This is a genomic window from Pontibacter oryzae, from assembly GCF_003576375.1.
Taxonomy (GTDB): Bacteria; Bacteroidota; Bacteroidia; order Cytophagales; family Hymenobacteraceae; genus Pontibacter; species Pontibacter oryzae.
The window spans coordinates 599,294-622,914 of sequence record NZ_QWGE01000001.1; the positions used below are offsets into that span (position 1 = coordinate 599,294).

The following is a 23,621-nucleotide window of genomic DNA, read 5'->3' on the forward strand; positions in this document are numbered from 1 at the left end:
TGGCACTAAGGTGTTCTAAGGCTAACTGCGGTAGGCTTAGATGCAATTTTTTGCTAAATTATCGCTTTATTTAATAATATTTACATGTAGCTGTTGTGCCTGGCTTTAACGGCATAGATGGCTCCTTACCTTTAGTTGATAAAAATGCCTTATATTCCTAACAGGTCACAAGATGAGAAAAGCACCCGGTTGGCATCTGCCTTGCTGCAGGTGTTAGTGCAATTAGCAAAGCCTTCTCATGGCATTGTGGTGGCACTTCCCTCCGGCCAGGTATTGGCGGCAAATGCCCAGACTATCAACTACAAACCCAGCGACTCTGATTTTAGCACATCGCGGCACCTGCGCAGCCTTATGGGAGTGTCGCAGGAGCGCTTTCAGGCCATACTTGATGAGCTGCAGCAGCACCGGAAGTTAACTGGGCTTGTAGAGCATATGGCTACAGCGCATTGCAGCTCATACACATACAGCTGCCGTCTGGTGCATTTCCAGGAAGAAACATTTATCTGCGTGGAGCTTGCCAGCATTGGGCAGGCCACGGCACTTCTTCCTTACGACGGCGACAGCTACCATGAGGTGTTTGAGGCAAACTCAGAGCCGATGTTCCTGCTGGACTGTGAGGGCAAGTTTATCGATATCAACAAAGCTGCCTTAAACCTTGCCAAGCTCAAGAAGGAAAAGCTGACAGGCACATCCATACTGCATGCGTTTGGGCTGAACCTGTTTGAGCGCGTGGCCCTAAAAGGCCAGATACAGCAAACGCTGCAGGTAGGCAACCAGAAATTTGAGTGGTGGCTACATGAGTCCAACCACGATCTAATGCCTGTAGAGGTAACCCTGCACAAGGGCAAGTTCAAGGGCGAGGATGTGATCTATGGCTCGGTAAAGAATCTTAACGAGTTGATCGGCTCCGAAAAGGATATTCGCTTCCGCAACCATCAGCTAGAGTTTGTAAACCAGCTCATTACAAAACTATCAACTTCCGATAGCCAGCACGAGGTATTGCACAACACGCTTGATGAACTGCTGGAAAAAAGCGACGTGACCGGCGGGTGTGTGTATACCTATTCCAGCCTGGATAAGGTAGCTAAACTCTCCTACTCTGCCGGGCAGACCGGTGAGCATCAACTTCTTGAAACTATCACATTTAATGCCGAGCAAATCAATGGCTTGCTAACCACTGATAAGCGCAAGGCATTGCTGAGGGTGCAGGATCTGCTGCAGATACAGTTGCGCCGGACCCTAACCGTGGTGCCTATTACCACCGATAAACAGGTGCTTGCTTTTATACTTATATGGCCAGCCAACGAAGCCCGCATGACGCAGTCATTCGTTTCCTTGCTCGATTTTATCGGGACGGCCATTGGCAACTACATTGCGCGCCATCAATTGCAGCAACAGCTTACGCACTCCGAGGATAAGTATAAACTGCTTTTCGAGTCGTCCTATGATGCTATCCTGTTGTTTAAAGACGGTATTGTGGTGGATTGCAATGACAAAGCCATCGAACTTTTCCGCTGCACCCGCGAAGACTTAGTAGGCGGAACGCCCGAGCATTATTCCCCGGAGCTACAACCCGATGGCCAACGCTCTGTAGATAAAGCCGAGCGTATCATGAAAGATGTGCTTGAATCGGGCCGGTCTGTAACGTTTGAGTGGAAGAACTGCCGCAAGGATGGTACTGTGTTCGACACGGAGATAACCGTAACCCGGCTGATTTTAGATGGCGAATGCTACCTTCAGGCCTTTAAGCGTGATATTACCCAACGCAAGCTTGCCCAGCAGGCCAAACGCCGCGAAGAAGTGTTGCTGGAGTCTATGGAGCAGTTCCGCAATTTCTTGGATAAGGTTAACCTGATTTATTACAGCCTGGATACCGAAGGCAACATTGCCTTTGCCAACGACTATTTCCTGAACTATGTTGAGTACACCGCCGAAGAACTAATCGGGCAGAATTTTTATACTTTGCTGGTGCCAAAGCATGACCGAGCACAGCGTATCAGCGATTTTAAGAAGTCTCTGGAGACAAAGCAACTCAGTTCATACTACGAGCGCGATGTGATTACCAAGTCTGGCCAGTTGAAGACCATCCGCTGGAACTGCATGTTTGAGTATAACCAGGAGGGGCAGATTACCGGGCTAACCAGCGTAGGTAAAGACATGACGGATAAGCGCATCGCCATGGAGGCTCTGAAGGATAACAAGATCCGCCTGCAGGATCTTTTCGACAATGCCCACGACCTGATCCAGAATATCTCGGTAGACAACAAGTTTATCTTCGTTAACAAAGCCTGGAAAGACCGCCTAGGTTATACCGACCATGATATTGAGTCGCTGACGCTGAACGACATTGTACACCCATACTATAAGGCCAAGCTGATTTACCAGCTGCGCAACCTGTATAAAGGCGAAAATGTCAACAAAATAGAAACAGTGTTTCTGACAAAGGCAGGCAAGCCTGTGCACCTGATTGGAAGTATAACCTGCAGCTGGCAAGACGATCGCCCGGTAGCCACACGCGCCATCCTTCACGACATCACGGACCGTATTAAGGCTGAGCGTCTGCAGAAAGTATACTATAGTATCGCGAACCTGGCCATCAGTAGCAAAGACCTGAACTCGCTCTACTCGGCTATCCACCGTGAACTGAGTAAGATCATCGAGACCCGCAACATTTACATTGCCCTTTGCGACGATGACCACAAGTTCTTGAACTTTGTTTACCTGGTAGACCAGTTTATAGACAAAGCGGCCAAGTCCAGAATGAAGCGGCCATTCTCTATCGGTTTATCTGAGTATATCATAGAAACAGGCAAACCGCTATACATGCAGAAAAAGGAGCTTATGGAGCTCTCTAAAACAGATGGCATTACGGTATTTGGCGCCATGCCTGAAGTTATACTTTGTTCCCCGCTAGCCATCGGAGAGCGTATTATCGGGGTGATTGCCTTACAGGATTATCAGAACCCGGATGCCTACGTGCACACCGACATCGAGATTCTGCACTTTATCTCGAACCAAGTGGCCCTTGCCATTGAGCGTAAGCGCAACGAAGAGCAGATTAATACCCAAAACGCGCGACTTAACGCTATTTTCGAGTCGGGTTCGCACCACATGTGGTCGTTGAACCGCAACTATGAGCTTACCTCCTTCAACCGCAATTTTGCCACATCTTTCGAAAACCGCAATGGCCGCCCGTTAGAGTTATACACTGCCATCAATGATGAATCGATGGTGCACGAGACCTCTTATGCCTTCTGGGAAGACAAGTATAAACAAGCATTTGCAGGCCAGCCACAGCATTTCGAAATATACCTGGAAAACCCAGAGAGTTGGCGTGAAGTATACCTGAACCCTATTTACCTGGAAGATGGCTCTTTTGAAGAGATCTCGGGCATTGGGTTGGATATCACGGACAAGAAGAAATCGCAGTTAGCGCTTGCTGAGAACGAGGAGAAATTCCGAAGCATTTTCGAGTCATTCCAGGATGTGTACTATCGTGTTTCCATGGAAGGCACCCTTGACTTGGTAAGCCCGTCTCTTGAGCAGCTCTCAGGTTATACCGAATATGAGGTATTGGGCATGAAAACCAGCAAGTTCTTTGCCAGCAGAGAGGATACAGAACGCATCCGCGAACGTGTGATGCAAGAAAAGAGCATCCGGGATGTAGAAGTGGAGATGGTGCATAAAGACGGCACCCACAAAACCATCGTGCTCGATTCCAAACTGATATATAACCAGCAAGGCGAGCCTATAGGCGTGGAAGGCGTGGCCCGCGATGTGTCAGAACTGAAGCGCACTCAGGTAGCCTTACTGCGTGCCAAAGAAGAAGCCGAAAACTTGCTGAAGGTGAAGACGCAATTCCTGGCAAACATGAGCCACGAGCTGCGCACCCCCATGAACGGCATTATCGGTATGATTGACTTGCTGAACCAGATAAACACAGACCCGGAGCAAAGCGAGTACATCGACACATTGCGTAAGTCATCCGATGCCCTTTTGGCCATACTTAACGACATCCTGGACCTGAGCAAGATACAGGCAGGCAAACTGGTAATTCAGGAGAACGGCGTTGATGTTTATGAAACCCTTGGCAAAATACACTCGCTCTTCGTAAACCGGGCCCAGCAGAAGGACCTCAACTTTACCTATACCATTGACCCGGAAGTGCCGCGCCATATCGTTACCGACGAAACGCGCTTGCTGCAGGTCTTGTCGAACCTTACTTCTAATGCCATTAAGTTTACCAACGCCGGCGATGTAAGCATACATGTAGGGGCCGAGCAACTCGACAGCAAGCATTTCAGGCTGCATGTGCGTGTTAAAGACTCCGGCATTGGCATTACGCCAGAAGGGCAGCAGCTCCTGTTCAATGACTTTACCCAGCTGGACAACTCCTCTACCAAAACCTTTGGCGGTACTGGCCTGGGGCTGGCTATCTCAAAACAGCTCACCCACCTGCTGGGCGGCGATATTGGGGTAGAATCGGTGATAGACAACGGCAGCGTGTTCTGGTTTAACATTAGGGTAAGGCTGGCAACGACAGCAGAGATAGACGCCCAGAAGCTGCGCCAGCAACAGCACTCACAGGAAGTTGTAACGCTTGATTACACGCCATACGTGCTGCTTGTAGATGATAACCAGATAAACCAGAAAGTTGCCCAAAAGCAGTTGGAGCGGCTTGGCTGTATTACAGACATAGCCTCCAACGGTTACGAAGCCATTGAGCGCGCCACAAAGAATAAGTATAACATCATCTTCATGGATATTCAAATGCCGGAGATGGACGGCGTTACGGCAACCAAGCACATAAAAGAGCAGCTTGGCAGCGATTGCCCGCCAATAATCGCCATGACGGCCTACTCCATGAAAGACGATGCGGCCAAGTTTATGGGCCAGGGCATGGACGACTATGTCTCTAAACCTGTAAAGAGCACTGATTTACACGCCATGATCAGCAAGTGGGAAAGCAGCGCCTGGCATGCGTTACCACAAACTACCGAAGAAGTACAAAACCAAGATACTGAAGAACCAATCATCGACCTTACTGTGGTAGAGCAGTTAAAGCAAATTGGCGGCGATGATTTTACGAAGCAATTGTATACCGAATTTGAGGAAGAAGCGGCTGAACTCATCGCAGAAGCCAAAAAAGACCTGCTTGTACAACATTACACAGGTATTTTAAGTACATTGCATCAGCTAAAAGGCACTGGCTTTACCTTGGGCATCAATCCCCTCGCAGAACTTGCCAAACAGCTGGAGCACGACATAAAAAAGGACAATTTGGAGCATATTGATGAAAATTTCTCCAAATTGCAGACCCAATACGAAAACTATAAAAAATCTTATAAGGACATTATATTCAGTTAGCAAATGGCAGAAAGCAAAACTATTTTGATCGCTGAGGATAGCTCCGTTATCCTGAACCTAACGAAGAAAATCCTGGAGCTGCAGAACTATAAAATTCTGGTAGCGAAAAATGGTGGCGAGGTTCTTAAGCAAGTAGAGGCCAACAAGATTGATGCAATCCTGATGGACCTGAACATTCCGATTAAAAACGGCATGGACTGTACCAAGGAAATTCGCGCCAGCAAGGATCCGGAAGTTGCGAACATTCCGATTATTGCCGTAACCGGCAACGCAAACAACTATAGCATGGAAGATTTTAAGGCCGTTGGCATTAACGATTATCTGCCAAAGCCGCTAGATTTTGACATGCTGGTTCAAACCGTAAAAAAGTACACAGTAAAATAACAAATGCAGCTTAAGTACACGCGGCCCTTTTTAAACAGGTTGGAGGATATTTTTGCAGAGTCGGATTTTGTGCTGCGCTACGAGAAAGGCAATTTTAAAGCCGGCTACTGTGTGCTAAGAGACATGAAGGTAGCTGTAGTAAACAAATACTACAGCCTGGAGGGCAAAATAAACTGCCTTTATGATATCCTTCGCACCATTTCAGTGGATGAAAGCCGCCTGAGCGATAAAACCAGGCAACTTTATCTCGAAATCTGCAACGAAGAACACGCCCATTGAAAGTAACATTATTAGGCACTGGCACCTCGCAGGGCGTTCCCGTAATCGGGTGTACCTGCGAGGTTTGTCGCTCCGTAGACTACCGTGACCAACGCCTTCGCGTGTCGGTACACCTGCAGGTCGATGGCAAAAGCATCATTATTGATTCTGGCCCCGATTTCAGGCAGCAGGTGCTTCGTGAGCGCATCAAAACGCTGGATGCCCTGGTGTTTACCCATGAGCACAAAGACCATACAGCTGGCCTGGATGATATCCGTGCCTTTAATTTCCTGCAGCATAAAGACATGCCAGTATATGGCGAAGAACGTGTGCTGGAGCAACTGAAAAGAGAGTTTGCCTACATCTTTTCGGATTATAAGTACCCTGGCATTCCGCAGGTAGCGTTGCACCCCATCAACGACCAGCCCTTCGAGGTAGAAGGCGTGCCATTCGTGCCAATCCGGGTGATGCATTACAAGTTACCTGTGCTTGGCTTCCGCATCGGGGATTTTACTTACATCACTGATGCCAATCATATCTCTGAAGAAGAGAAAGAGAAAGTTAGAGGCTCAAAAGTCATCGTCCTGAACGCTCTGCGCCACGAGCACCATATTTCACATTTCTCGCTACAGGAAGCTGTAAGCCTACTTGAAGAATTGCAGCCAGAGCAAGCTTACCTCACGCACATTAGCCATCTGATGGGCTTGCATCGTGAAGTAGAATTACAACTCCCCGACTTTATCCGGTTAGCCTACGATGGGCTGCAGTTTGAGGTATAACTCTACGTTATAGCAGATACAAGCTGCCAAGGAATTAAAACTTTGCTGAGTAGCCTCTTTGCCCTAACGTACAAAGCTTGCGCTATCACCACCTTTTCCATTATCTGAGCATGCATCTTAATTATTATTTTCTTCGGCAGTTAGCACAGGCTTTGCGCACCAAGCTGGTAGGCATGCAGGCTGTAACGGCATTCAGCCAAAACAAGGATGAGCTTATACTTGGCTTTGCGAAGGATGGAGAAGACTTTTATATCCGGGCTAGCCTTGTAACGCAGTTTACTTCCCTGTCTTTTCCGGCCGACTTTAGGAGAGCGCGGGTAAATACCGCTGAGCTAATGAAGGAACTCCAAGGCCTGACGGTGGAAGATGTGGTGCAGCACCAGAACGAGCGCAGCTTCTATTTTATACTTTCAGGCGGTTATACTTTGCTGTTTAAGCTATTCGGCAACCGGTCAAACATTATACTTTTTGAGGGTCAGGAAGCGATAGAGTTGTTTCAGAAAAAATTTGCAGCTGATGCTGAGCTAAACCCGTGGGCCATGGATCGCTCTTTACCTCAGAACCTGCCAGCTTTTGAAGCAGCTAACGGTAACCTGCGCAAAGTATACCCCACCTTTGGTGAGCTTCCTGTTTTGTACCTGGAGGAACGCGGCTACAACAGCGCCACCCTGGAAGAGAAATGGGAGTTGGTGCAAAGTATGCTGGATATAATTAGCTCTCCAGAGCAATTCTACATAATCCGCCTGAATGGTAAGATAAGACTTTCGTTACTGGCAGTTGGCGAAATACTGTACACTTACACAGACCCACTAGAAGCTACAGACAGGTTTACGCGTTTATACTTGTCTGAAACTGGTTTTGAACAACAATACGGGCAAGCTAAGCAACAGCTGGAGCGCAAGCAGCATGTTACCAAAACGGTGATGGACCAGAGCTCCAAAAAGCTTGAAGAACTTCGGCATGATCGCTCCTACTCCCAAACGGCGGATGTTCTGATGGCCAACCTAACAAACATCCCGCCCAGGGCCGCTGAGGTAGAGCTTTACGATTTTTACACCGACCAGACCCGTACCTATATCCTTAAGCAGAACGAAACACCACAGAAGTTTGCCGAGCGCCTCTACCGCAAAGCAAAGAACCAACACGTAGAAGTGAGCCAGCTGGAAGAAAAGGTTGAGCGGAAACTCGAAGAGCTTATTGTTCTGGAAGATGCATTGCAGGCGCTGGAGGCAGTAGAAAACTATAAACAGCTCAAGTTATTCCTGCGCGAGTATAGCCACCTTGTAGGCAGCAAACAGCAAGAGCAGGAACAGATTCCGTTTAGAGTGTTTGAAAGCGAGGGCTTTAAGATACTAGTCGGCAAAAGCTCCCAAAACAACGACCAGTTAACCCAGCGCCATGCTTACAAGGAAGACCTTTGGCTGCATGCTAAGGATGTGTCGGGGTCTCATGTTATCATTAAACATCAAGCTGGGAAAACCATACCTGGCACCGTGCTGGAGAAAGCCGCCCAACTGGCCGCATACTACAGCAAGCGCAAATCAGACTCGCTGTGCCCGGTTATTTACACACCCAAAAAATGGGTGCGTAAGCCTAAAGGCGCCCCTGCCGGGGCCGTTGTTGTGGAACGAGAGAAAGTGTTACTCGTTAAACCTGAAAACCCATTTGCAAGTGCTCCAGGCAGCAAATAATCTTACTAAACACCTAATTTTCTAAGTGCCAGCAGGCAAAGGGCAATTGAGCCGGATACGTTTACCTGGCCGCTCATAATCATCTGCTCTACTTCGCCCAAAGGCACTTTTAGCACTTCAATACTTTCTATGGCATCCAGGTCTTGCTCAGCTACTTGGCGCACATTTCGTGCCAGGTAAAAATAGAGCTTGTTGGTATCTTTGGTCGGGTTATCAATGGCCTCCAGAAGCGGCTCCATATCATCTGTAGTATAGCCTGTTTCCTCCAGCAGTTCGCGCTTGGCAGCTTCTTCTGGCACATCTTCATGGTCATCTATAACACCACCAGGCAGTTCAATAAAAATTTCGTTGCCTGCATGCTTGTACTGCCTTACAAACAGCACATGGTTATCCTCGGTGAGCGGAAATGTAAGCACAACATTTGGCCGAACGCTCACATAATAATCGTCAAGCACCACCCCGTTTGGTAGCTCAACCTCATCGCGGCGCAGTTTATACCATTTTTCGTTTACCACCATTTCTGATTTAAGGGTTTTCCAGGGCTGTGGTGTATGCTTTTCTATATTCATAAGGGCAAGTTAAACTTTATTAGCGTAAAAAAAGCCAGGCACAAGGCTTGGCTTTTTTTATAATTTGATGCAACGTTAATAAGTAGGGTACTTTAAATATAAGCACTAAATGCGTGTGGCGGCAGGCTTTCGTGGTTACATTGCCTGGCTTACAGTGCCTTTGGTATTTACAATGCTGTATGTTGTTGCGCCTAAGTCTTCGACGTAGCGCATCAGCTGGTTTACCCGATGAGTTGTAGTATGATTTGCCATTACTTTTTTGCGCGCCCGCTCAGCAATTAGCTTACGGTCGGATTTACATATTTCGCGGAGGTATCGCAGGCTATCCTTGGCTGAGGAAGCAATCAAGATTTCTGTTTCGGGTTCAAAAAATGTTTCCAGGCCATCCCAGTTATCCGTGATAATTGGCGTACAGCAAGCAGCTGCTTCAAAAAGCCTTGCGCTCGGCGTATATCCAACCGTAGCCATATCAGCTCGGGTGATATTTAGGGTAAAGCGTTGGCTATTGTAGAAATGCTGGTGTTCACTTGCTGGCATATCCTCAATATACTGCACATTAGCTGGCCACTTTATACTTCCCGGAAACTGTTGCCCGGCCACCGCAAACCTTCCGAGTGGCCATTGCTTGGCAGCATCAACCATCAGTTTTTCTAGTTGTGGCTGGCGTTCTTCAGAATAAATGCCCTGGTAACCCAAGTCCCATTTAGTCTCTACTAGCTTTGGAAAGTATACTTCAGGATCTACAGATCGGTAGAAGGCCCGAGCCATTGGTGCGTGATACGTCTGCTCCAGCATTTCCAGGGTAGGCCCACCTGTTGAGGACAAGTATAAATCGTACTTCTGGATTAGGTCTGGGTGCAGATACTCGTAATCACCGCGCTCAAGTTTGGCTAGAGTCACCGGCGTGTCCAGGTCATAAAAAGCCTTAATACCTTTCGCCGTGTTCACAACCCACTCTCCTACTTTCACTCCCTGGGGCACATACGAGCCCACTATCACCATGTCTGCCTGCTTCACCTGTTCTGTAAAGCGCACTTCAAGGTCTTCTAACGAAACATAAAGCGCCGTTTGGCAATAATCTGGATTTGGGAGGTCGCGCTTGCCAGTATTCCATGGCACGTCGCGCTCTAAAAATAGTACATGGTGGCCTTGCTTGTTCAGTTCTCTCACCAAACCCCTAAACGTGGTGGCGTGGCCGTTGCCCCAGCTTGAGGTGATGGATAAACCAAGAATTACGATGTTCATGCCAATGCTATGTTAATCTGTTTTTATTTAAATGAAGGTGCTATGCGATACGCAATATATACGTAGGCGCAAGCGAAACTTCCTGTTATAATCTGCTTTTATATAATACTTTTTTGTCTCAAACACTCCGGTACTTGTGGTGGCCACCTTCGCGCTGCCCTTTGCCAACAGTTTTATGCACAAGTAACCGGCTCCTACAGCTAACTTTAATGGTCGCGTAGCTGTGTCTTACATCTATACTACCACGGTTTGCTTTAGCAACTGGCGGTAAACATGGTCATAGTCCTGGCCCATTGGATCTGCCGTGTAGCCATGCGAACGTTTTACGGCGCGGCACGCCATTATATTGCGTGCAAACTCATCCTCTATCAAATCGTTAATGGTATCGCGCAGATCGTCGGCGCTGCCTGGGTTTACGTACTTTGCAGCATTCCCCCAAATCTCTGCCTGACTTTCGGTTTTACCCACCACCAATGCGCAACCTGACATGGCTGCTTCCAGAATCGTTAACCCAAACGGCTCATACTTTGCCGGCAAAGCATAAATGGATGCTCTGGATAACCAGTTAGATACTTCTTTTTCAGTAAGCTGGCCTAAGAAGTGTACGTTCTCTAGATCTACTTCCTTGCCTGTAGCCGGGTGCTTGGCATCGCCGGCAATGTATACAGGCCAGTTAAGGTCTGATGCAATATGTGCCAGCATGGAGATATTCTTAGCCTCGTCCCAGACACGGCCCATGCTGAATACAAACGGCTCTTTGTCGCCGAACTGGAAGCTATGCTGCCCGCGCCCATTATAAACTACAGTGCTATTTTTGAATGGCCCGTATAATTCCTGAGCCTGGTGCAGCATGGCCTGTGTTGGGGCAATAACCATGTCAGCTGCTTGCAAGCCAGCCATAACAAGCTCTTTATACTTTGCCCAGGCATTAGGGGCTTCCTCGTCTTTCACGGCTTTCCACCACGAGAGCACGCAAGAATGCACCACCACTATGGTTGGCACGCCAAAATCCAGAGCGCCGTGCGCCATGCTGTTCAAGTGTACCAGGTCGGGCTGCACCTCGTTACGCAGCTTCATCAACCATTCTCCGGCCTGGTTTACATCATCCCACGCATTCTCCATCCACTCAAGCTTGTAGTTGCTCTCGTAAATTGTCAGGTTGTCAATTTCGTTGGCTTGCCTGCGCTGCTCCTCTGATAAAGGCGCACCCATAGTTGCCAAAGCAACCTGCGTTTTAAATGGGGCAAGTGCTCTTACCAGCTCAAGTGTGTAATTCCAGACACCTCCAACAGTGTCTGCCGTCATTAGGATTTTTGAAGGATGATGTGCTTCCATGTTTTTTTATTTTCTGAAAATTTTATCGAGTACCTCTGTAAGCCTGTTTTCTTTCTCTTTAGAAACACTTGCTGCTATAGCATCCAAGTAATGCTGATCTAAAGAAGCTGTTGGATCGTTTTCTGGGTTGTATAGCGTTTGTGTATTTGGGCCAGCATAGCGCTCAGCCATAAACTGCCCAGGTTTACCTGCTATGCTCTTAAAAGCCACCCCGCCATTAATACCATAAAAAGTGGCACTCAGCATCGGCTCATGAGTTGGGGCCAAGTGCCAGGAACAGCACAACTGTAGACTTATATCATTTTCCAGTTCAAGCAGTACCAGACCGTAATCGTTAGCCTCGCGCGTATTCTCGCTGCAGCGTTCACCATTGGCATACAAGTGGCCTTTAGCATCAAGTATCTTTGGAAAACCTGTCGCCCAAAGGCCAAGCTCCAACAGTGGAGCACCTAGCTCAATAACGCAGTTGCGGCCTTCCAGTGAAGTGTTGCAAGCCTTATGGGAAATCAGCTCGATGGCATATAAAGGCCCTAACTCGCCGCTTTGCAGTACTTTGTATACTTCCTGCATTGCCTTGGTATGTCGGTAAGAGCTTTTGCCCAGCCCCTGGCTTTGTTTCAATGTCGGCTTACCTTGGCTTAACAGGCTTGGGTACGCTTCCTGAAATCTGATGGCACTGTGGATACTGGTTAACTCTGCTGATAAAATGGTTTCTTGCATGGTAGACGGTACTATCAGGGCTCTTCACTGGTACAACAGCATACTATAGAGATCAACTAACATGAGCCAACATACGATACGTCAGCAACAAGTATGATAAAAGGCGTTATGGCAAACTTGGCATACTCTTTTGCGGACAGCCGACTCTTGTTATACCCCGTGTATAAACTTATAAATTGCATGATTGTGCCCCGCTTATGCTGGGCCCGGAGCTTTAGGAGAACCTACAAACAGGCGGCGAGATTATGCCAACCACCTTAGGCAGTTTAGAGGCCAACTGTTCTTTTCCGGTGCACTCTACTACGCGGCAAAAGTGCATTACGTTGGTGAGTTCTTTAACTTTTTCTATAATTTTAACAGGATTGTTTATAGCATGCCTCTTACGTTTTTGCTATTCTCGGCAGAATCCACCCTTAACAAGCTTTTTATCAATAGCTTACCACCTGCTGTCATCTATATATATTGGCTCCTCCCTCAGCGGCTGCCAGTTGCAAAAACAAGAAATAAGTATTTATTTTAATTAGCTACAAGTATACTTTTAGCAACTGCAACCCCATTCTGCTGCCATGGACCTTGACTTTAGAACTGGCCCTGAACTGCAAAACAAGCGCGTTTTGCTTCGAGCGTTTCAACCATCTGACCTGACAGAAATGTCTTCTATTGCTTTTGAAGAGGATATCTGGCGATTTATGCCTACCCGCATCAGTAACCATGCTGAGCTACAAGTTTGGGCCGACACAGTAGAAAAGGGCTTCAGTGCTGGCACCCGCTATACTTTCATGATTATTGATAAGGCCACGGGGCGGCTGGCGGGCAGCACCAGTTACGGGAACATATCCGCTGCGGATAAACGCCTCGAAATCGGGTGGACGTGGCTTGCCAAAGAATTCAGAGGCACCGGCCTCAACAGGCACTGTAAGTTTCTGTTACTTTGCCATGCATTCGAAAAATTGGAGATGGATCGTGTTGAGCTGAAGACGGATGCGCTAAACATGCGCTCCCGCAAGGCAATGCTCAAACTGGGCGCTATAGAAGAAGGCACTCTGCGCAGCCACACACAAATGCACGATGGCCGCCGACGCGATACTATTTACTATAGCATCCTTCGAGATGAGTGGGCTGGCATTAAACAAACCATATTTGCAGACCTAACCTCCTTTACACTGCCAGCATAGCAGCACGGGCAACCACAACGGTGTTTTAGTGGTAGGTATTAGCGTCTACAAGCGCCGTACACTTTGGAAACAGCTACCTCCCACAATCCCAGCAGAATCTTTCTTATTCGCCATGCACGCCCCCTTGTAAAGCGCAAAGGCTTTTTTGATGTAAAAGCTGCCCGCCAATATATTTCTGATTATGATGCTGCACAGGTCGAGAAGTTTGTGCTCAGGCATGAGGCTATCCCATACCAACAGATACGCAAAGTATACTGTAGTACGCTTATTCGCTCGCAGCTAACCGCCCGCGCCATTTTCGGGGAGCAGGTTTCCCTCCAGATCGACCGTGTGTTTCGGGAGTTTGAGCGCCGGATATTTACCTTGCCTTTTATTCGGTTACCCATAAGCTTATGGCTCATTGCAGCCCGCGTGCTCTGGTTTTTTGGGCTAAACAGCAGCGGCATCGAAACCTTTAAGCAGGCCCGTGCCCGAGCCAGGCAAGCTGCCCGGATACTTGCCCAGGATGCTATGGCAAACCAAACAACAGTGCTAGTAGCCCATGGCTTGCTTAACAGCTTTATCCGGCGCGAATTAAAGCGGCTGGGGTGGCAACAGCGCATCAAAGGCGGCAATAGTTTTTTGTCTGTTCATATGTTTGAGGAAGTATAAATCGCACCGGTAACCTATCTCTGCAACTTCAGCTTCGTTTTTTAGTATATACTACCGCCAAAAGTAGCTATGGGCTATCTGACTCCGCATTTTGCAACAAGCGCAAATTCCCCCGCGGGCAGCTGTTATTACTTCTTTCGGCTGCATTTTTCAAATTCTAACGAAACATTAATTTTATTCTAATCAGCAATTTATGAAAAGAACTTTACTCCTGAGTTTATTGATGACCTTTGCGTTCTTGTCGGGCGCGTGGGCTCAAACTCAGACCGTATCAGGGAGAGTAACCGCTGCCTCTGACGGATCGGCATTACCCGGCGTAACCGTGCTTGAGAAGGGCACCACTAATGGCGTGACCACAGGAGCAAATGGTGACTACAGCCTCAATGTGCAACCAAACGCCACGCTTGTTTTCAGGTTTATCGGGATGACTACCCAAGAAGTGGCTTTGCAAGGCAGAAACACACTTAATGTACAACTAGCAGCAGATCAGAAGCTGCTTGATGAAGTTGTTGTTGTAGGTTATGGTACACAGGAACGTCGTGAAGTTACTGGTGCCACCTCTAAGGTAACTTCCGAAGAATTGAAAGACCTGCCAGTGGTAGGGGTAGATCAAGCTTTACAGGGAAGAGCTGCCGGAGTTCAGATTTCTCAGAACTCCGGAACACCCGGCGGAGGTATAACAGTACGCGTTCGGGGTGCAACCTCAATTTCTGCCAGTAACCAACCTTTGTATGTAGTGGACGGTGTTCCACTAACAACCGGAGACTATTCCCAATTAGGCTATGGAGGGCAGTCAGTAAATGCCATATCAGACATTAACCCTAATGATATCGAATCTATAGATATCCTGAAAGATGCTTCTGCAGCAGCTATATATGGTTCGCGTGCTGCAAATGGTGTTGTCATAATCACTACAAAACGTGGGTCAGCCAAAAAAACCCAGATCAATTTGAGCGCATATACAGGTGTTCAGAACATGTGGAATAGCCCAAACCTTTTAGATGCCGAGCAATATAAGGAAATAATGGTGGAGGCGTATGTGAACGACCAATACCTAGCCCCTGGAGCTACATTTGATGACTTTGTAGAACTATATTATGGCGAGTTAGACTTTGAGCCTACCAATACTGACTGGGTTGAAGAAGTTACCCGTTCAGCTTCTATAAAGAACTATGAGATTTCGCTGAGCGGAGGTGATGCTAAGACACGCTATTACCTGTCAGGAAATTACTTCGATCAGGAAGGCATAGTGATCGGCAGTGAATACAAACGATATTCGACCCGCTTAAACCTGGATCATAATATTAATGATAGATTTTCGGTTGGCACAAGCATACAACTGAGTAGAGCAGAGAACAACCGAATTGTAAGTGATAACACTCTAAATGGCCCTTTTGCTAACTCCTTGGCTGCCTCACCAATCTGGCCAGTATTTTATGAGAGTGGCGCTTATACTCGACCTAACTATTTCTATACTAACCCTGTAGCTGAAGGCCGGGAAAATGATGATGAAACAACAAACTTACGTGCCGTTGGTAACATCTTTGCAAAGTACACCCTAACACCTGGGCTGGATTTACAAGTAAAAGGAGGGTATGATGCCTTAAATGTGGATGAGCGCAGATATACCCCTACAAACTATCCGGGTTCTTCTGCCACTGCAGTAGGAGGCTCCGCTACTAAAGCCGTCAGCACAATCACCAAACGTCTGTTAGAGGCTACATTGTCTTATGCTAAAACCTTCAACGATGTTCACAAATTAAACTCTGTAATAGGTACCAGTAACGAGCGAAACACAATTGACCAAACGTTTGTAACAGGCGAAGGCTTCCCAGGTGAGCAATTCAGGTATGTAAGCAGTGCTGCCATTGTAAACGATGGAGGTGATTTTGAAACTCAGAATTACCTTGTATCATTCTTTGGCCGCGTAAACTATTCATTCCAGGATAGATATTTACTAGGGGTAAATTTTAGAACGGATGGCTCTTCAAGATTTGGTGAAAACAACCGCTACGGTTTTTTCCCTTCAGTATCGGCTGGTTGGAGAGTATTGGAAGAAAATTTTCTTGCTAACGTAGATGCACTAAGCGAACTCAAACTGCGTGCTTCCTATGGTGTTACAGGTAATCAGGAGATAGGTAATTTCAACTACTTAGCACTATACTCCGGAGCAAACTATACAGATAACCCCGGTATTGCTCAAACCCAGATTCCTAACTCTGATTTAAAGTGGGAAGAGACGAAACAGTTTAACGTTGGGACAGATATAGGTTTCTTAAATGGGCGTGTAAATGTGGCGCTAGACTACTATATCAAGAATACTGATAACCTCTTATTTTCTCGCCCGATCCCTACACAAAACGGATTCGGCAGCTACCAGTCCAACATAGGTTCAATAGAAAACAAAGGTTTCGAGATTGCTTTAAACACTATAAACTTTGATGGTGGCGGCAAGGGCTTTTATTGGAGCACAGACTTTAACATCTCCTTCAATCGGAATAAGGTAAAAGAGCTTTACCAAGACCAGGACATATTTTATGGCTTTGGAGGAAACTCTTTGGTGCTTCGTGAAGGGCAGCCTATTGGTACCTTTTATGGTTACATTTCTGATGGAGTATTCAGCACCACTGATGAAGTTCCCGTTTCAAGGCAGGCAGAAGGCGTACAGGCCGGAGATATCAATTTCAGGGATATCAACAACGACGGTATAATAAACGCCAGCGACCTTACGATTATCGGAAACGCCCAGCCAGATTATGTGGGTGGCCTTACTAACTCTTTCCGGTATAAAAACTTCGACCTTAATGTGTTTATGCAATTCTCATACGGCAACGATATTGCCAACCCTGCCCACCAATACCAAATGCATTTAGGTAATGACTTTTTGGATGACAACATGTTAGATGATGTGCTTGGCCGCTGGCAAGAAGAGGGAGATATCACAGATATTCCACGTGCAACCGTAGATGATCCCAACAATAACAACAGAAGCAACTCTTCCCGCTTTATATATGACGGATCTTATCTTCGCATTAAAAACATGACACTCGGCTATACATTGCCGCAAAGCTTAACCGAGAAAGCTAGTATTAGAAATGCCAGGATTTATCTTCAGGCTCAAAACTTAGTGACGTTTACAGACTATCCGGGTTTTGACCCAGAGGTAAACTTTGCAGGTACATCTAATACCACCCTGGGTGTAGACTTCTATACTTTTCCGCAGGCGCGCACAATCACTTTTGGCATAAACATAGGTTTATAATCTTCAGGTATATAAAATGTTATGAAAAAATATACAACAATACTTCTCACGCTTTTAGGACTTTCGGTCTTTACAGCCTGCGAAGATTCACTAGACTTGCAACCAACCACTGCTATAGATGCTGGTGAGGCTGTAGTAGATTATACTACGCTTAGCAGGGCAGCACTTGGAGCTTATAGTGCGCTTCAGTCTTCAAATTATTATGGCCAACGCTATTTATTGTATCAGGACCTTTACAGTGATAACCTTTCGTTCTCAGGAACTTTCACAACAGATCGGGAAGTAGCAAACCGTAACATAGATGCTTCTAATTTGCAAATATCAAGCACCTGGGCAGCTATTTATACACTAATAAACCGCGCTAACACTGTTATTCGCCAAGCAGATCAGTTAGATAACATTACTACGCAGCAGCGTGATAATATAAAAGGCCAAATGTTGGTTTTGCGTGGCTTAGCCTATTTCGATTTAGTAAAGGTTTTTGGAGGCGTACCAGTTATTCAAACCCCTACCACGGTTATTGAAGAAATTCAGTTTGAGGCAAAGTCAACTCAAGCACAGGTATATGACGCAATCATTTCTGATCTGAAAATGGCAGAATCTATACTTCCAAGCAATGTGGGGAGCCCTCAAGTGGCAAATATATGGGCAGCGAAAGCTCTGCTTGCCCGTGTTTATTTACAAAGAGGTAGCAACGCTGAAGCGGCAACTTATGCTAGTGATGTTATCATGAATTCCCCGTATGAGTTAGAAGCTAACTTTGCTGATATTTTCTCGAACGAGGGGAACAGCGAGGTTATACTTGAAGTTGACTTTACTTTAAATGATCAAAATGTACTAGGCTCTGCTTCAGACCCTAGTACTCCCGGGCAGAAATTTTACGTATCCACAGAGGCATATAATGCCTTGCAGGCATCTGACGCGAATGCACAGAATGCCTCAACTCCAACAATGCAATACGAAGACGAGCGATTTGAAGCAACCACCACGCTTCAAGGTACGCGCCGCCGCCTTATAAAGTATAGCGATATTGTAAACAATGCTGATGATGTGCCTGTAATCCGGTTGGCAGAAATGTATTTGATACGAGCGGAAGCAAATGCACGACAGGGCATTGCAGTAGGAGCAGCTTCGCCGCAAGTTATCCAGGATATAAACACGATCAGGACGAGAGCTGGGCTAAACCCTGTGCTAACTTTAACAAATGCTGCAGCTCTTAACGAAATACTGGAGCAACGAAGATTAGAATTTATTGGCGAAGGTTTAAGATTTATAGACTTAAAGCGCTATAATATCACATGTTTAGAACTTGAGTTCTGTGAAGATGACAATACAGCTTACAGGAACTTGTGGCCTATACCCTTGCAGCAGATCGAAGTAAATCCAGCGCTAACTCAAAACCCAGGCTATTAGGTAGCAACCAATTTTAAAAACCCGCCCCTGCCACAGCAAGGGCGGGTTTTTTTATACCTTCATGAATTAAACTAAACTTTTAGTTTTAAAACTAAGTAAATAGTTATACATTGAGTAGCAAATTAAAAACACCCTGATGAAGGAACTGACCAAAGCCGAGGAAGAAATAATGCAGGTACTCTGGAAACTGGAGCAAGCCTTTGTTCGCGATATACTCGAAGAGCTGCCTGAGCCCAAACCTGCCTACAATACCGTTTCCACCATTGTGCGCATCCTGGAGACGAAGGGCTTTGTGGGCCACGAAGCCTTTGGTAAATCGCATAAGTACCACCCGCTTATTGCCCAGGACAAGTATAAGAGCTTCTTCCTGAAAAACTTTATGAGCGGATACTTCGGTGGCTCCTTCGAGAAACTTGTATCCTTCTTCGCCAAGGACAATAACTTAAACGTGCAGGAGCTGGATGAACTGATGCGCCATGTAAAACAAGACCTCCCCGAAAACCCTGATAGCGATGGAAGCCATACTTAATTACACACTCAAAGTTGGCATCAGCATGCTGGCACTCTATCTGTTTTATTACGCACTGCTTCGCCTAAGCAACAATTTTAAGTTTAACAGACTATACTTGTTGCTTGCCCCGTCGGTAGCACTCTTGCTTCCTTTGCTCACGCGCCCAACTATACTTGCGCGGCAAGCCTTTCTAGGCGAAAACTTGCTGGCCATACAGCTGGGCCAAGTAACGGTAGGTGCAGGCCAGCCGACTATACCTTGGGCGCTAACGCTGCCAATGGCTTTAACTGGTTTATACTTTGCCGGTGTGGCTTTTGTACTGGTTAAACTCATAACGCAACTCTGGCGCCTGCACCAAACCAAAAACCAGGCTACGCTAACAAGCGAAATCGCTCATGCAAAAGTATACTTGATGCCTGATTCCTACCCAACTTTTGCCTTCGGGAAGTATGTTTTCCTGAGCACAGAGCAAAGCAAGCTAAATGCAGCTGAGCAGCAGCAAGTACTGGCTCACGAACTTGCGCACGTAAAGTATGGCCATACCAAGGATGTGCTTCTTTATGAGCTATACACGGCTATACTTTGGTTCCATCCGGCCGTGTGGCTTTTGAGGCAGGAGCTCCGCAACGTGCATGAGTATCAGGCCGATGCCGAGGTGGTGCAGGAGCACCAGGTGCAAACGTATACTTCTCTTTTATCGCGGGAGGCGCTGTTTAACATGGGTTTGCCAGTAGGCAGTTATTTCACAAAGCCGCAGGTGCTTTTGCGGTTGCGCATGCTGCAGCAAAAAGGGCAGCAGGCAGGCTGGCTTCGCCCCTTGCTTGCACTTCCGCTGCTTGCCTGCCTGGCTTTTGTGATGGCGCGGCAACAGGCAAGCGCTGATCCAGTATCAGAAACTCCGGAAAAGTATGAAAAGCCTTATACTTATGTAGAAAACATGCCCCGCTTTGAAGGCGGCGAAAGCGAGATGCTGAAGTTCCTGGGCCAAAACACCCGTTATCCCGAGCAAGCCAAAAAACGGCAGATAGAAGGCTTGGTCGTGGTTAGCTTTGTCGTCAGAAAAGATGGCTCTCTGGATGAAATCTCCATTGTAAAGCCACTGGAAGAAAGCCTCGATGCTGAGGCTCTACGGGTAGTAGCACTTATGGAGGGCAAGTGGCAACCCGGCAGCCAGGATGGCAGAAACGTGCCCGTACGATATACCCTGCCTATGCGCTTCAGCATTAGATAACATTCATAAAATAAACAAACAACTGTTTATCAGCTTCTTAAAAAGCTGATATAGGATTCTTATTGCCTTTATTTTCAAATATTTAAAACAAACAGATATGATAAACAGAAACAACCTCCTGAGACTGACAGCTGCTTTCCTGTTTTGCTTGGCTGCAAGTATGGCCTCACCAAGTGCCAAAGCGCAATCCACCGACAAGGTTTATACTTCCGTGGAACAGATGCCTGCCTTTGAAGGAGGCCAGCAAAAGATGCTTGCGTTTTTAGGGCAGAACATTACCTACCCGCAGGATGCCAAAGCCGCAGGAGTGCAGGGCCTGGTCGTGATTACCTTCGTGGTAGATGCCGACGGCTCGTTAAAACAGGTGCAGGCAGTGAAATCCCTAACTAAAAGCACGGATGAAGAAGCCATGCGCGTGGTAAAAATGATGGTCGGGAAATGGACACCTGGCAGGCAAAGCGGTAAAGCAGTGGCTGTGCGTTATACCTTACCCATAAAATTTGCGATGAAAGAAACAGACTCCAGTACGCAACAGCCACAGTTTATTGGCGGGCAAGAGGCTATGCACCGCTTTCTAGCAGAGAAAATAGCCTTACCAGAAGCAGCTAAAAAAGAACATTTGCAAGCAAAGGCAGTCGTAAGGTTTACCGTTGAGCCAGACGGAAGCGTATCCGGGGCAGAGCTTAGCGACATGAAAATGAAGAAAACCATCGGCCCAGGCTCCGAGCTCGATTATATGGATGCCACAAGCTTTAACCTGCAGCACAAAACCATACTTGCGCAGCTATCAGAAGCCGCTCTTACAGCCGTAAAGGCAACCTCAGGCCACTGGAAGCCAGCCACACAAAACGGAAAGGCTGTAGCCGCAAAGCTTACCCTGCCAATTCAGTTCGCAAACGATGCGCAGAAAGAGTAAAGCCATACTTTGCAAACACTTCGGCTCAAAGTGCTGTATCTTTTAACTATATTTAAATCTCAAACCATCACCCTTCACTAATGAACTACAAACTTTTACCTGCCTTGCTTTTGCTGACAGTTGGCCTGCTTATGGCACACGCAGCCAATGCCCAGCAAACTAACTCGCATACAGACAGCACCAAAGTATACAAATATGTTGAGCACATGCCGCAGTTTCAGGGCGGCATGACTGCCATGATGGAATTTCTAAGCGCAAACATTACCCGTACCGGTTCTCAGCCCCCTGGTATGGTAATACTTAGTTTCGTGGTTGATAAGGATGGCTCCGTTGGCGATATCCATATCATAAAAAGCCTGGCACCAGCCCAAGACGTTGCCAGCATAAACGCCGTGGAGGCTATGAATGGCCGCTGGACACCCGGCATGCAGGATGGCAAAAAAGTGCCCGTTCGGTTCACTTTACCCATTAAATTCGGAGATGCCCGATTCGAGAAAAGCAACCCGGAGGCCATGCCCGAGTATAAAGGCGGTGTAAAGGCGTTCAAGGCTTTCATGAAAGAGCACGTGAAACAGCCAAAGCGCACCGCAAAGCACGGCACCGTAGTCGTATCTTTTCTGATTAATGAGGATGGCTCTCTTAGCGATTACAAGCTGGTGAAGAGTGTAGACAATGTTTTAGATGAGGAGGCGCTCCGACTGGCAAAGCTCACAGAAGGCAACTGGTTGGCTCCCGTTCAAGACAACCAAAAGGTAAAAGTGCGCTACAACATGCCGGTAATATTTTAAAGGGGTACCATGCTGAAGTATACATTGTGCTTACTGCTTATTTGCGTTATTACAAGTACAAACGCCGCTTTTGCCCAGCAGGATTCTACCGCGCATAAATATACGTATACCGAAACATTACCTGTGTTTGAGGGTGGCGAACAGGCCATGTTCCGATTTGTGATGTCGAATATTAAGCTGCCCAAAAACCCACCAAAAGGCACTGTGGTTTTAAGTTATGTGGTAGAAAAAGATGGCGCTATAGCTGATGATCAGGTTGTGAGTGGCCTGAGCCCAGCTGTAAATGCCGCCTGCATAAAAGCCGTAGAAAAGATGAGCGGAAAATGGGTGCCAGGCACACAAAATGGCAAGAAGGTGCCAGTAAGGTTTACAATGCCAATCAATATAGGCCCGCCAAAGCACAAAGACCGAAACTAAGTATGAAAAATAAGCCCGGAAGTAGCTATAAACTGCTTCCGGGCTTATGCTTTCTAGAAATCCCAATCCTCGTTGAGCATGCCGATGGCATGGTGTGCCGTCAGGTCGAACTGGCAAGGCACAATCGAGATATAGTTATTTACAAGCGCCCACTCGTCGGTGTCCTCGCCTTTGTCAAAATTCACGAAGCTGCCCGTCATCCAGTAGTATTTGCGGTTGTTCGGGTCGAGGCGCTCATCAAACTCCTCCTGCCATTTGGCATGCGCCTGGCGGCAGATCTTGATGCCTTTGATCGGCTCATCACTTTTCTTCGGGAAGTTAACGTTCAGGGCAGTGTTCTCCGGAATGCGGTTCACAATGGCCTGGCGGATGATCTTCTCCACATAAGCCTCTGTATGCGAGAAATCGGCGCCGTGGCCATAATCGCAGAGCGAGAAACCGATGGCAGGCAAGCCCTCAATGGCCGCCTCAATGGCTGCCGACATGGTGCCGGAGTATAGCACGCTGATGCTGGAGTTAGAGCCGTGGTTAATGCCGCTCACCACCAGGTCAGGGGTGCGCTCGCGCAATACATGGTGCTTGGCCAGTTTCACGCAATCGGCCGGGGTGCCGGAGCACTCATAGGCTTCCACGCCCAAGTCTTCCAGTGCAATCGATCTATCTAAACGCAGCGTATTGCCAATGGTAATAGCATGCCCCATACCCGACTGCGGGCCATCCGGTGCCACTACAACTACCTCCCCTATCTTCATGGCCACACGTACCAGCATTCTGATACCCGGGGCCGTAATGCCGTCGTCGTTAGAGACCAAGATTAATGGTTTAGCCATTTTAAACTATTTATAGTTGATGTATAACAAAATAAATTAACTCGAATTACGTGCTAATATACTATAACCTGTAGCTGCG

General features: G+C 47.1%; 19 protein-coding genes. 14 read left to right on the top strand and 5 right to left on the bottom strand.

Features of this window, described 5'->3' with window-relative positions; translation table 11 throughout:
* The first annotated feature begins 144 nt into the window (after positions 1-144).
* The 5 genes from D1627_RS02425 to D1627_RS02445 all read left to right on the top strand — a co-directional run bounded on the left by D1627_RS02425 (position 145) and on the right by D1627_RS02445 (position 8,479).
* The gene (locus D1627_RS02425) at positions 145-5,367 is read left to right on the top strand and encodes a PAS domain S-box protein (RefSeq protein WP_119430605.1); all 5,223 of its coding nucleotides are present in this window, start codon (positions 145-147) and stop codon (positions 5,365-5,367) included.
* A 3-nt stretch (positions 5,368-5,370) separates the two neighbouring features.
* Entirely contained in the window at positions 5,371-5,751 is a 381-nt protein-coding gene (locus D1627_RS02430; protein WP_119430606.1) for a response regulator, read from the top strand.
* A 3-nt stretch (positions 5,752-5,754) separates the two neighbouring features.
* Entirely contained in the window at positions 5,755-6,030 is a 276-nt protein-coding gene (locus tag D1627_RS02435) for a hypothetical protein (protein WP_119430607.1), read from the top strand.
* The gene (locus D1627_RS02440; protein ID WP_119430608.1) at positions 6,027-6,788 is read left to right on the top strand and encodes an MBL fold metallo-hydrolase; all 762 of its coding nucleotides are present in this window, start codon (positions 6,027-6,029) and stop codon (positions 6,786-6,788) included. Before D1627_RS02435 ends, D1627_RS02440 begins: the two co-directional genes overlap by 4 nt.
* A gap of 110 nt (positions 6,789-6,898) precedes the next feature.
* Entirely contained in the window at positions 6,899-8,479 is a 1,581-nt protein-coding gene (locus tag D1627_RS02445) for an NFACT RNA binding domain-containing protein (RefSeq protein ID WP_119430609.1), read from the top strand.
* Positions 8,480-8,484: 5 nt separating this feature from the next.
* Here D1627_RS02445 and D1627_RS02450 read toward each other — a convergent pair whose 3' ends face one another.
* The 4 genes from D1627_RS02450 to D1627_RS02465 form a co-directional block, all read right to left on the bottom strand.
* The gene (locus tag D1627_RS02450; RefSeq protein WP_119430610.1) at positions 8,485-9,048 is read right to left on the bottom strand and encodes an NUDIX hydrolase; all 564 of its coding nucleotides are present in this window, start codon (positions 9,046-9,048) and stop codon (positions 8,485-8,487) included.
* A 135-nt stretch (positions 9,049-9,183) separates the two neighbouring features.
* The gene (locus D1627_RS02455) at positions 9,184-10,293 is read right to left on the bottom strand and encodes a CgeB family protein (protein ID WP_119430611.1); all 1,110 of its coding nucleotides are present in this window, start codon (positions 10,291-10,293) and stop codon (positions 9,184-9,186) included.
* Between the two features lie 234 nt (positions 10,294-10,527).
* The gene (locus D1627_RS02460; protein WP_233555484.1) at positions 10,528-11,628 is read right to left on the bottom strand and encodes a glycosyltransferase; all 1,101 of its coding nucleotides are present in this window, start codon (positions 11,626-11,628) and stop codon (positions 10,528-10,530) included.
* 6 nt (positions 11,629-11,634) lie between these two features.
* Positions 11,635-12,348, bottom strand: coding sequence for a Gfo/Idh/MocA family oxidoreductase (locus D1627_RS02465; RefSeq protein WP_119430613.1), 714 nt, complete (start codon positions 12,346-12,348; stop codon positions 11,635-11,637).
* Positions 12,349-12,914: 566 nt separating this feature from the next.
* Here D1627_RS02465 and D1627_RS02475 point away from each other — a divergent pair.
* The 9 genes from D1627_RS02475 (at position 12,915) to D1627_RS02515 (ending at position 22,712) form a co-directional block, all read left to right on the top strand.
* Positions 12,915-13,523 carry a GNAT family N-acetyltransferase gene (locus tag D1627_RS02475; protein WP_119430615.1) on the top strand — a complete coding sequence of 203 codons (609 nt, stop codon included), beginning with the start codon at positions 12,915-12,917 and terminating at the stop codon, positions 13,521-13,523.
* A gap of 63 nt (positions 13,524-13,586) precedes the next feature.
* Positions 13,587-14,174, top strand: coding sequence for a phosphoglycerate mutase family protein (locus D1627_RS02480; protein WP_119430616.1), 588 nt, complete (start codon positions 13,587-13,589; stop codon positions 14,172-14,174).
* Positions 14,175-14,367: 193 nt separating this feature from the next.
* Positions 14,368-17,436 carry a SusC/RagA family TonB-linked outer membrane protein gene (locus D1627_RS02485; RefSeq protein ID WP_119430617.1) on the top strand — a complete coding sequence of 1,023 codons (3,069 nt, stop codon included), beginning with the start codon at positions 14,368-14,370 and terminating at the stop codon, positions 17,434-17,436.
* A 21-nt stretch (positions 17,437-17,457) separates the two neighbouring features.
* Complete coding sequence (locus D1627_RS02490; protein ID WP_119430618.1) at positions 17,458-18,849, top strand: RagB/SusD family nutrient uptake outer membrane protein; 1,392 nt, start codon at positions 17,458-17,460, stop codon at positions 18,847-18,849.
* A gap of 136 nt (positions 18,850-18,985) precedes the next feature.
* Positions 18,986-19,378 carry a BlaI/MecI/CopY family transcriptional regulator gene (locus D1627_RS02495; RefSeq protein ID WP_119430619.1) on the top strand — a complete coding sequence of 131 codons (393 nt, stop codon included), beginning with the start codon at positions 18,986-18,988 and terminating at the stop codon, positions 19,376-19,378.
* Positions 19,362-20,591 (top strand): M56 family metallopeptidase, encoded by a 1,230-nt coding sequence (locus D1627_RS02500; RefSeq protein ID WP_119430620.1) that lies wholly within the window; start codon positions 19,362-19,364, stop codon positions 20,589-20,591. The genes D1627_RS02495 and D1627_RS02500 overlap by 17 nt, the downstream gene beginning before the upstream one ends.
* Positions 20,592-20,688: 97 nt before the next feature.
* The gene (locus tag D1627_RS02505) at positions 20,689-21,507 is read left to right on the top strand and encodes an energy transducer TonB (RefSeq protein ID WP_119430621.1); all 819 of its coding nucleotides are present in this window, start codon (positions 20,689-20,691) and stop codon (positions 21,505-21,507) included.
* Positions 21,508-21,587: 80 nt separating this feature from the next.
* The gene (locus D1627_RS02510) at positions 21,588-22,295 is read left to right on the top strand and encodes an energy transducer TonB (RefSeq protein ID WP_119430622.1); all 708 of its coding nucleotides are present in this window, start codon (positions 21,588-21,590) and stop codon (positions 22,293-22,295) included.
* A 9-nt stretch (positions 22,296-22,304) separates the two neighbouring features.
* The gene (locus D1627_RS02515; protein WP_119430623.1) at positions 22,305-22,712 is read left to right on the top strand and encodes an energy transducer TonB; all 408 of its coding nucleotides are present in this window, start codon (positions 22,305-22,307) and stop codon (positions 22,710-22,712) included.
* 53 nt (positions 22,713-22,765) lie between these two features.
* On the opposite strand, the gene surE is transcribed toward D1627_RS02515, so the two are convergent.
* On the bottom strand, positions 22,766-23,542 hold the full coding sequence (gene surE, locus D1627_RS02520) for a 5'/3'-nucleotidase SurE (protein ID WP_119430624.1): 777 nt from the start codon (positions 23,540-23,542) through the stop codon (positions 22,766-22,768).
* Between the last annotated feature and the right edge of the window lie 79 nt (positions 23,543-23,621).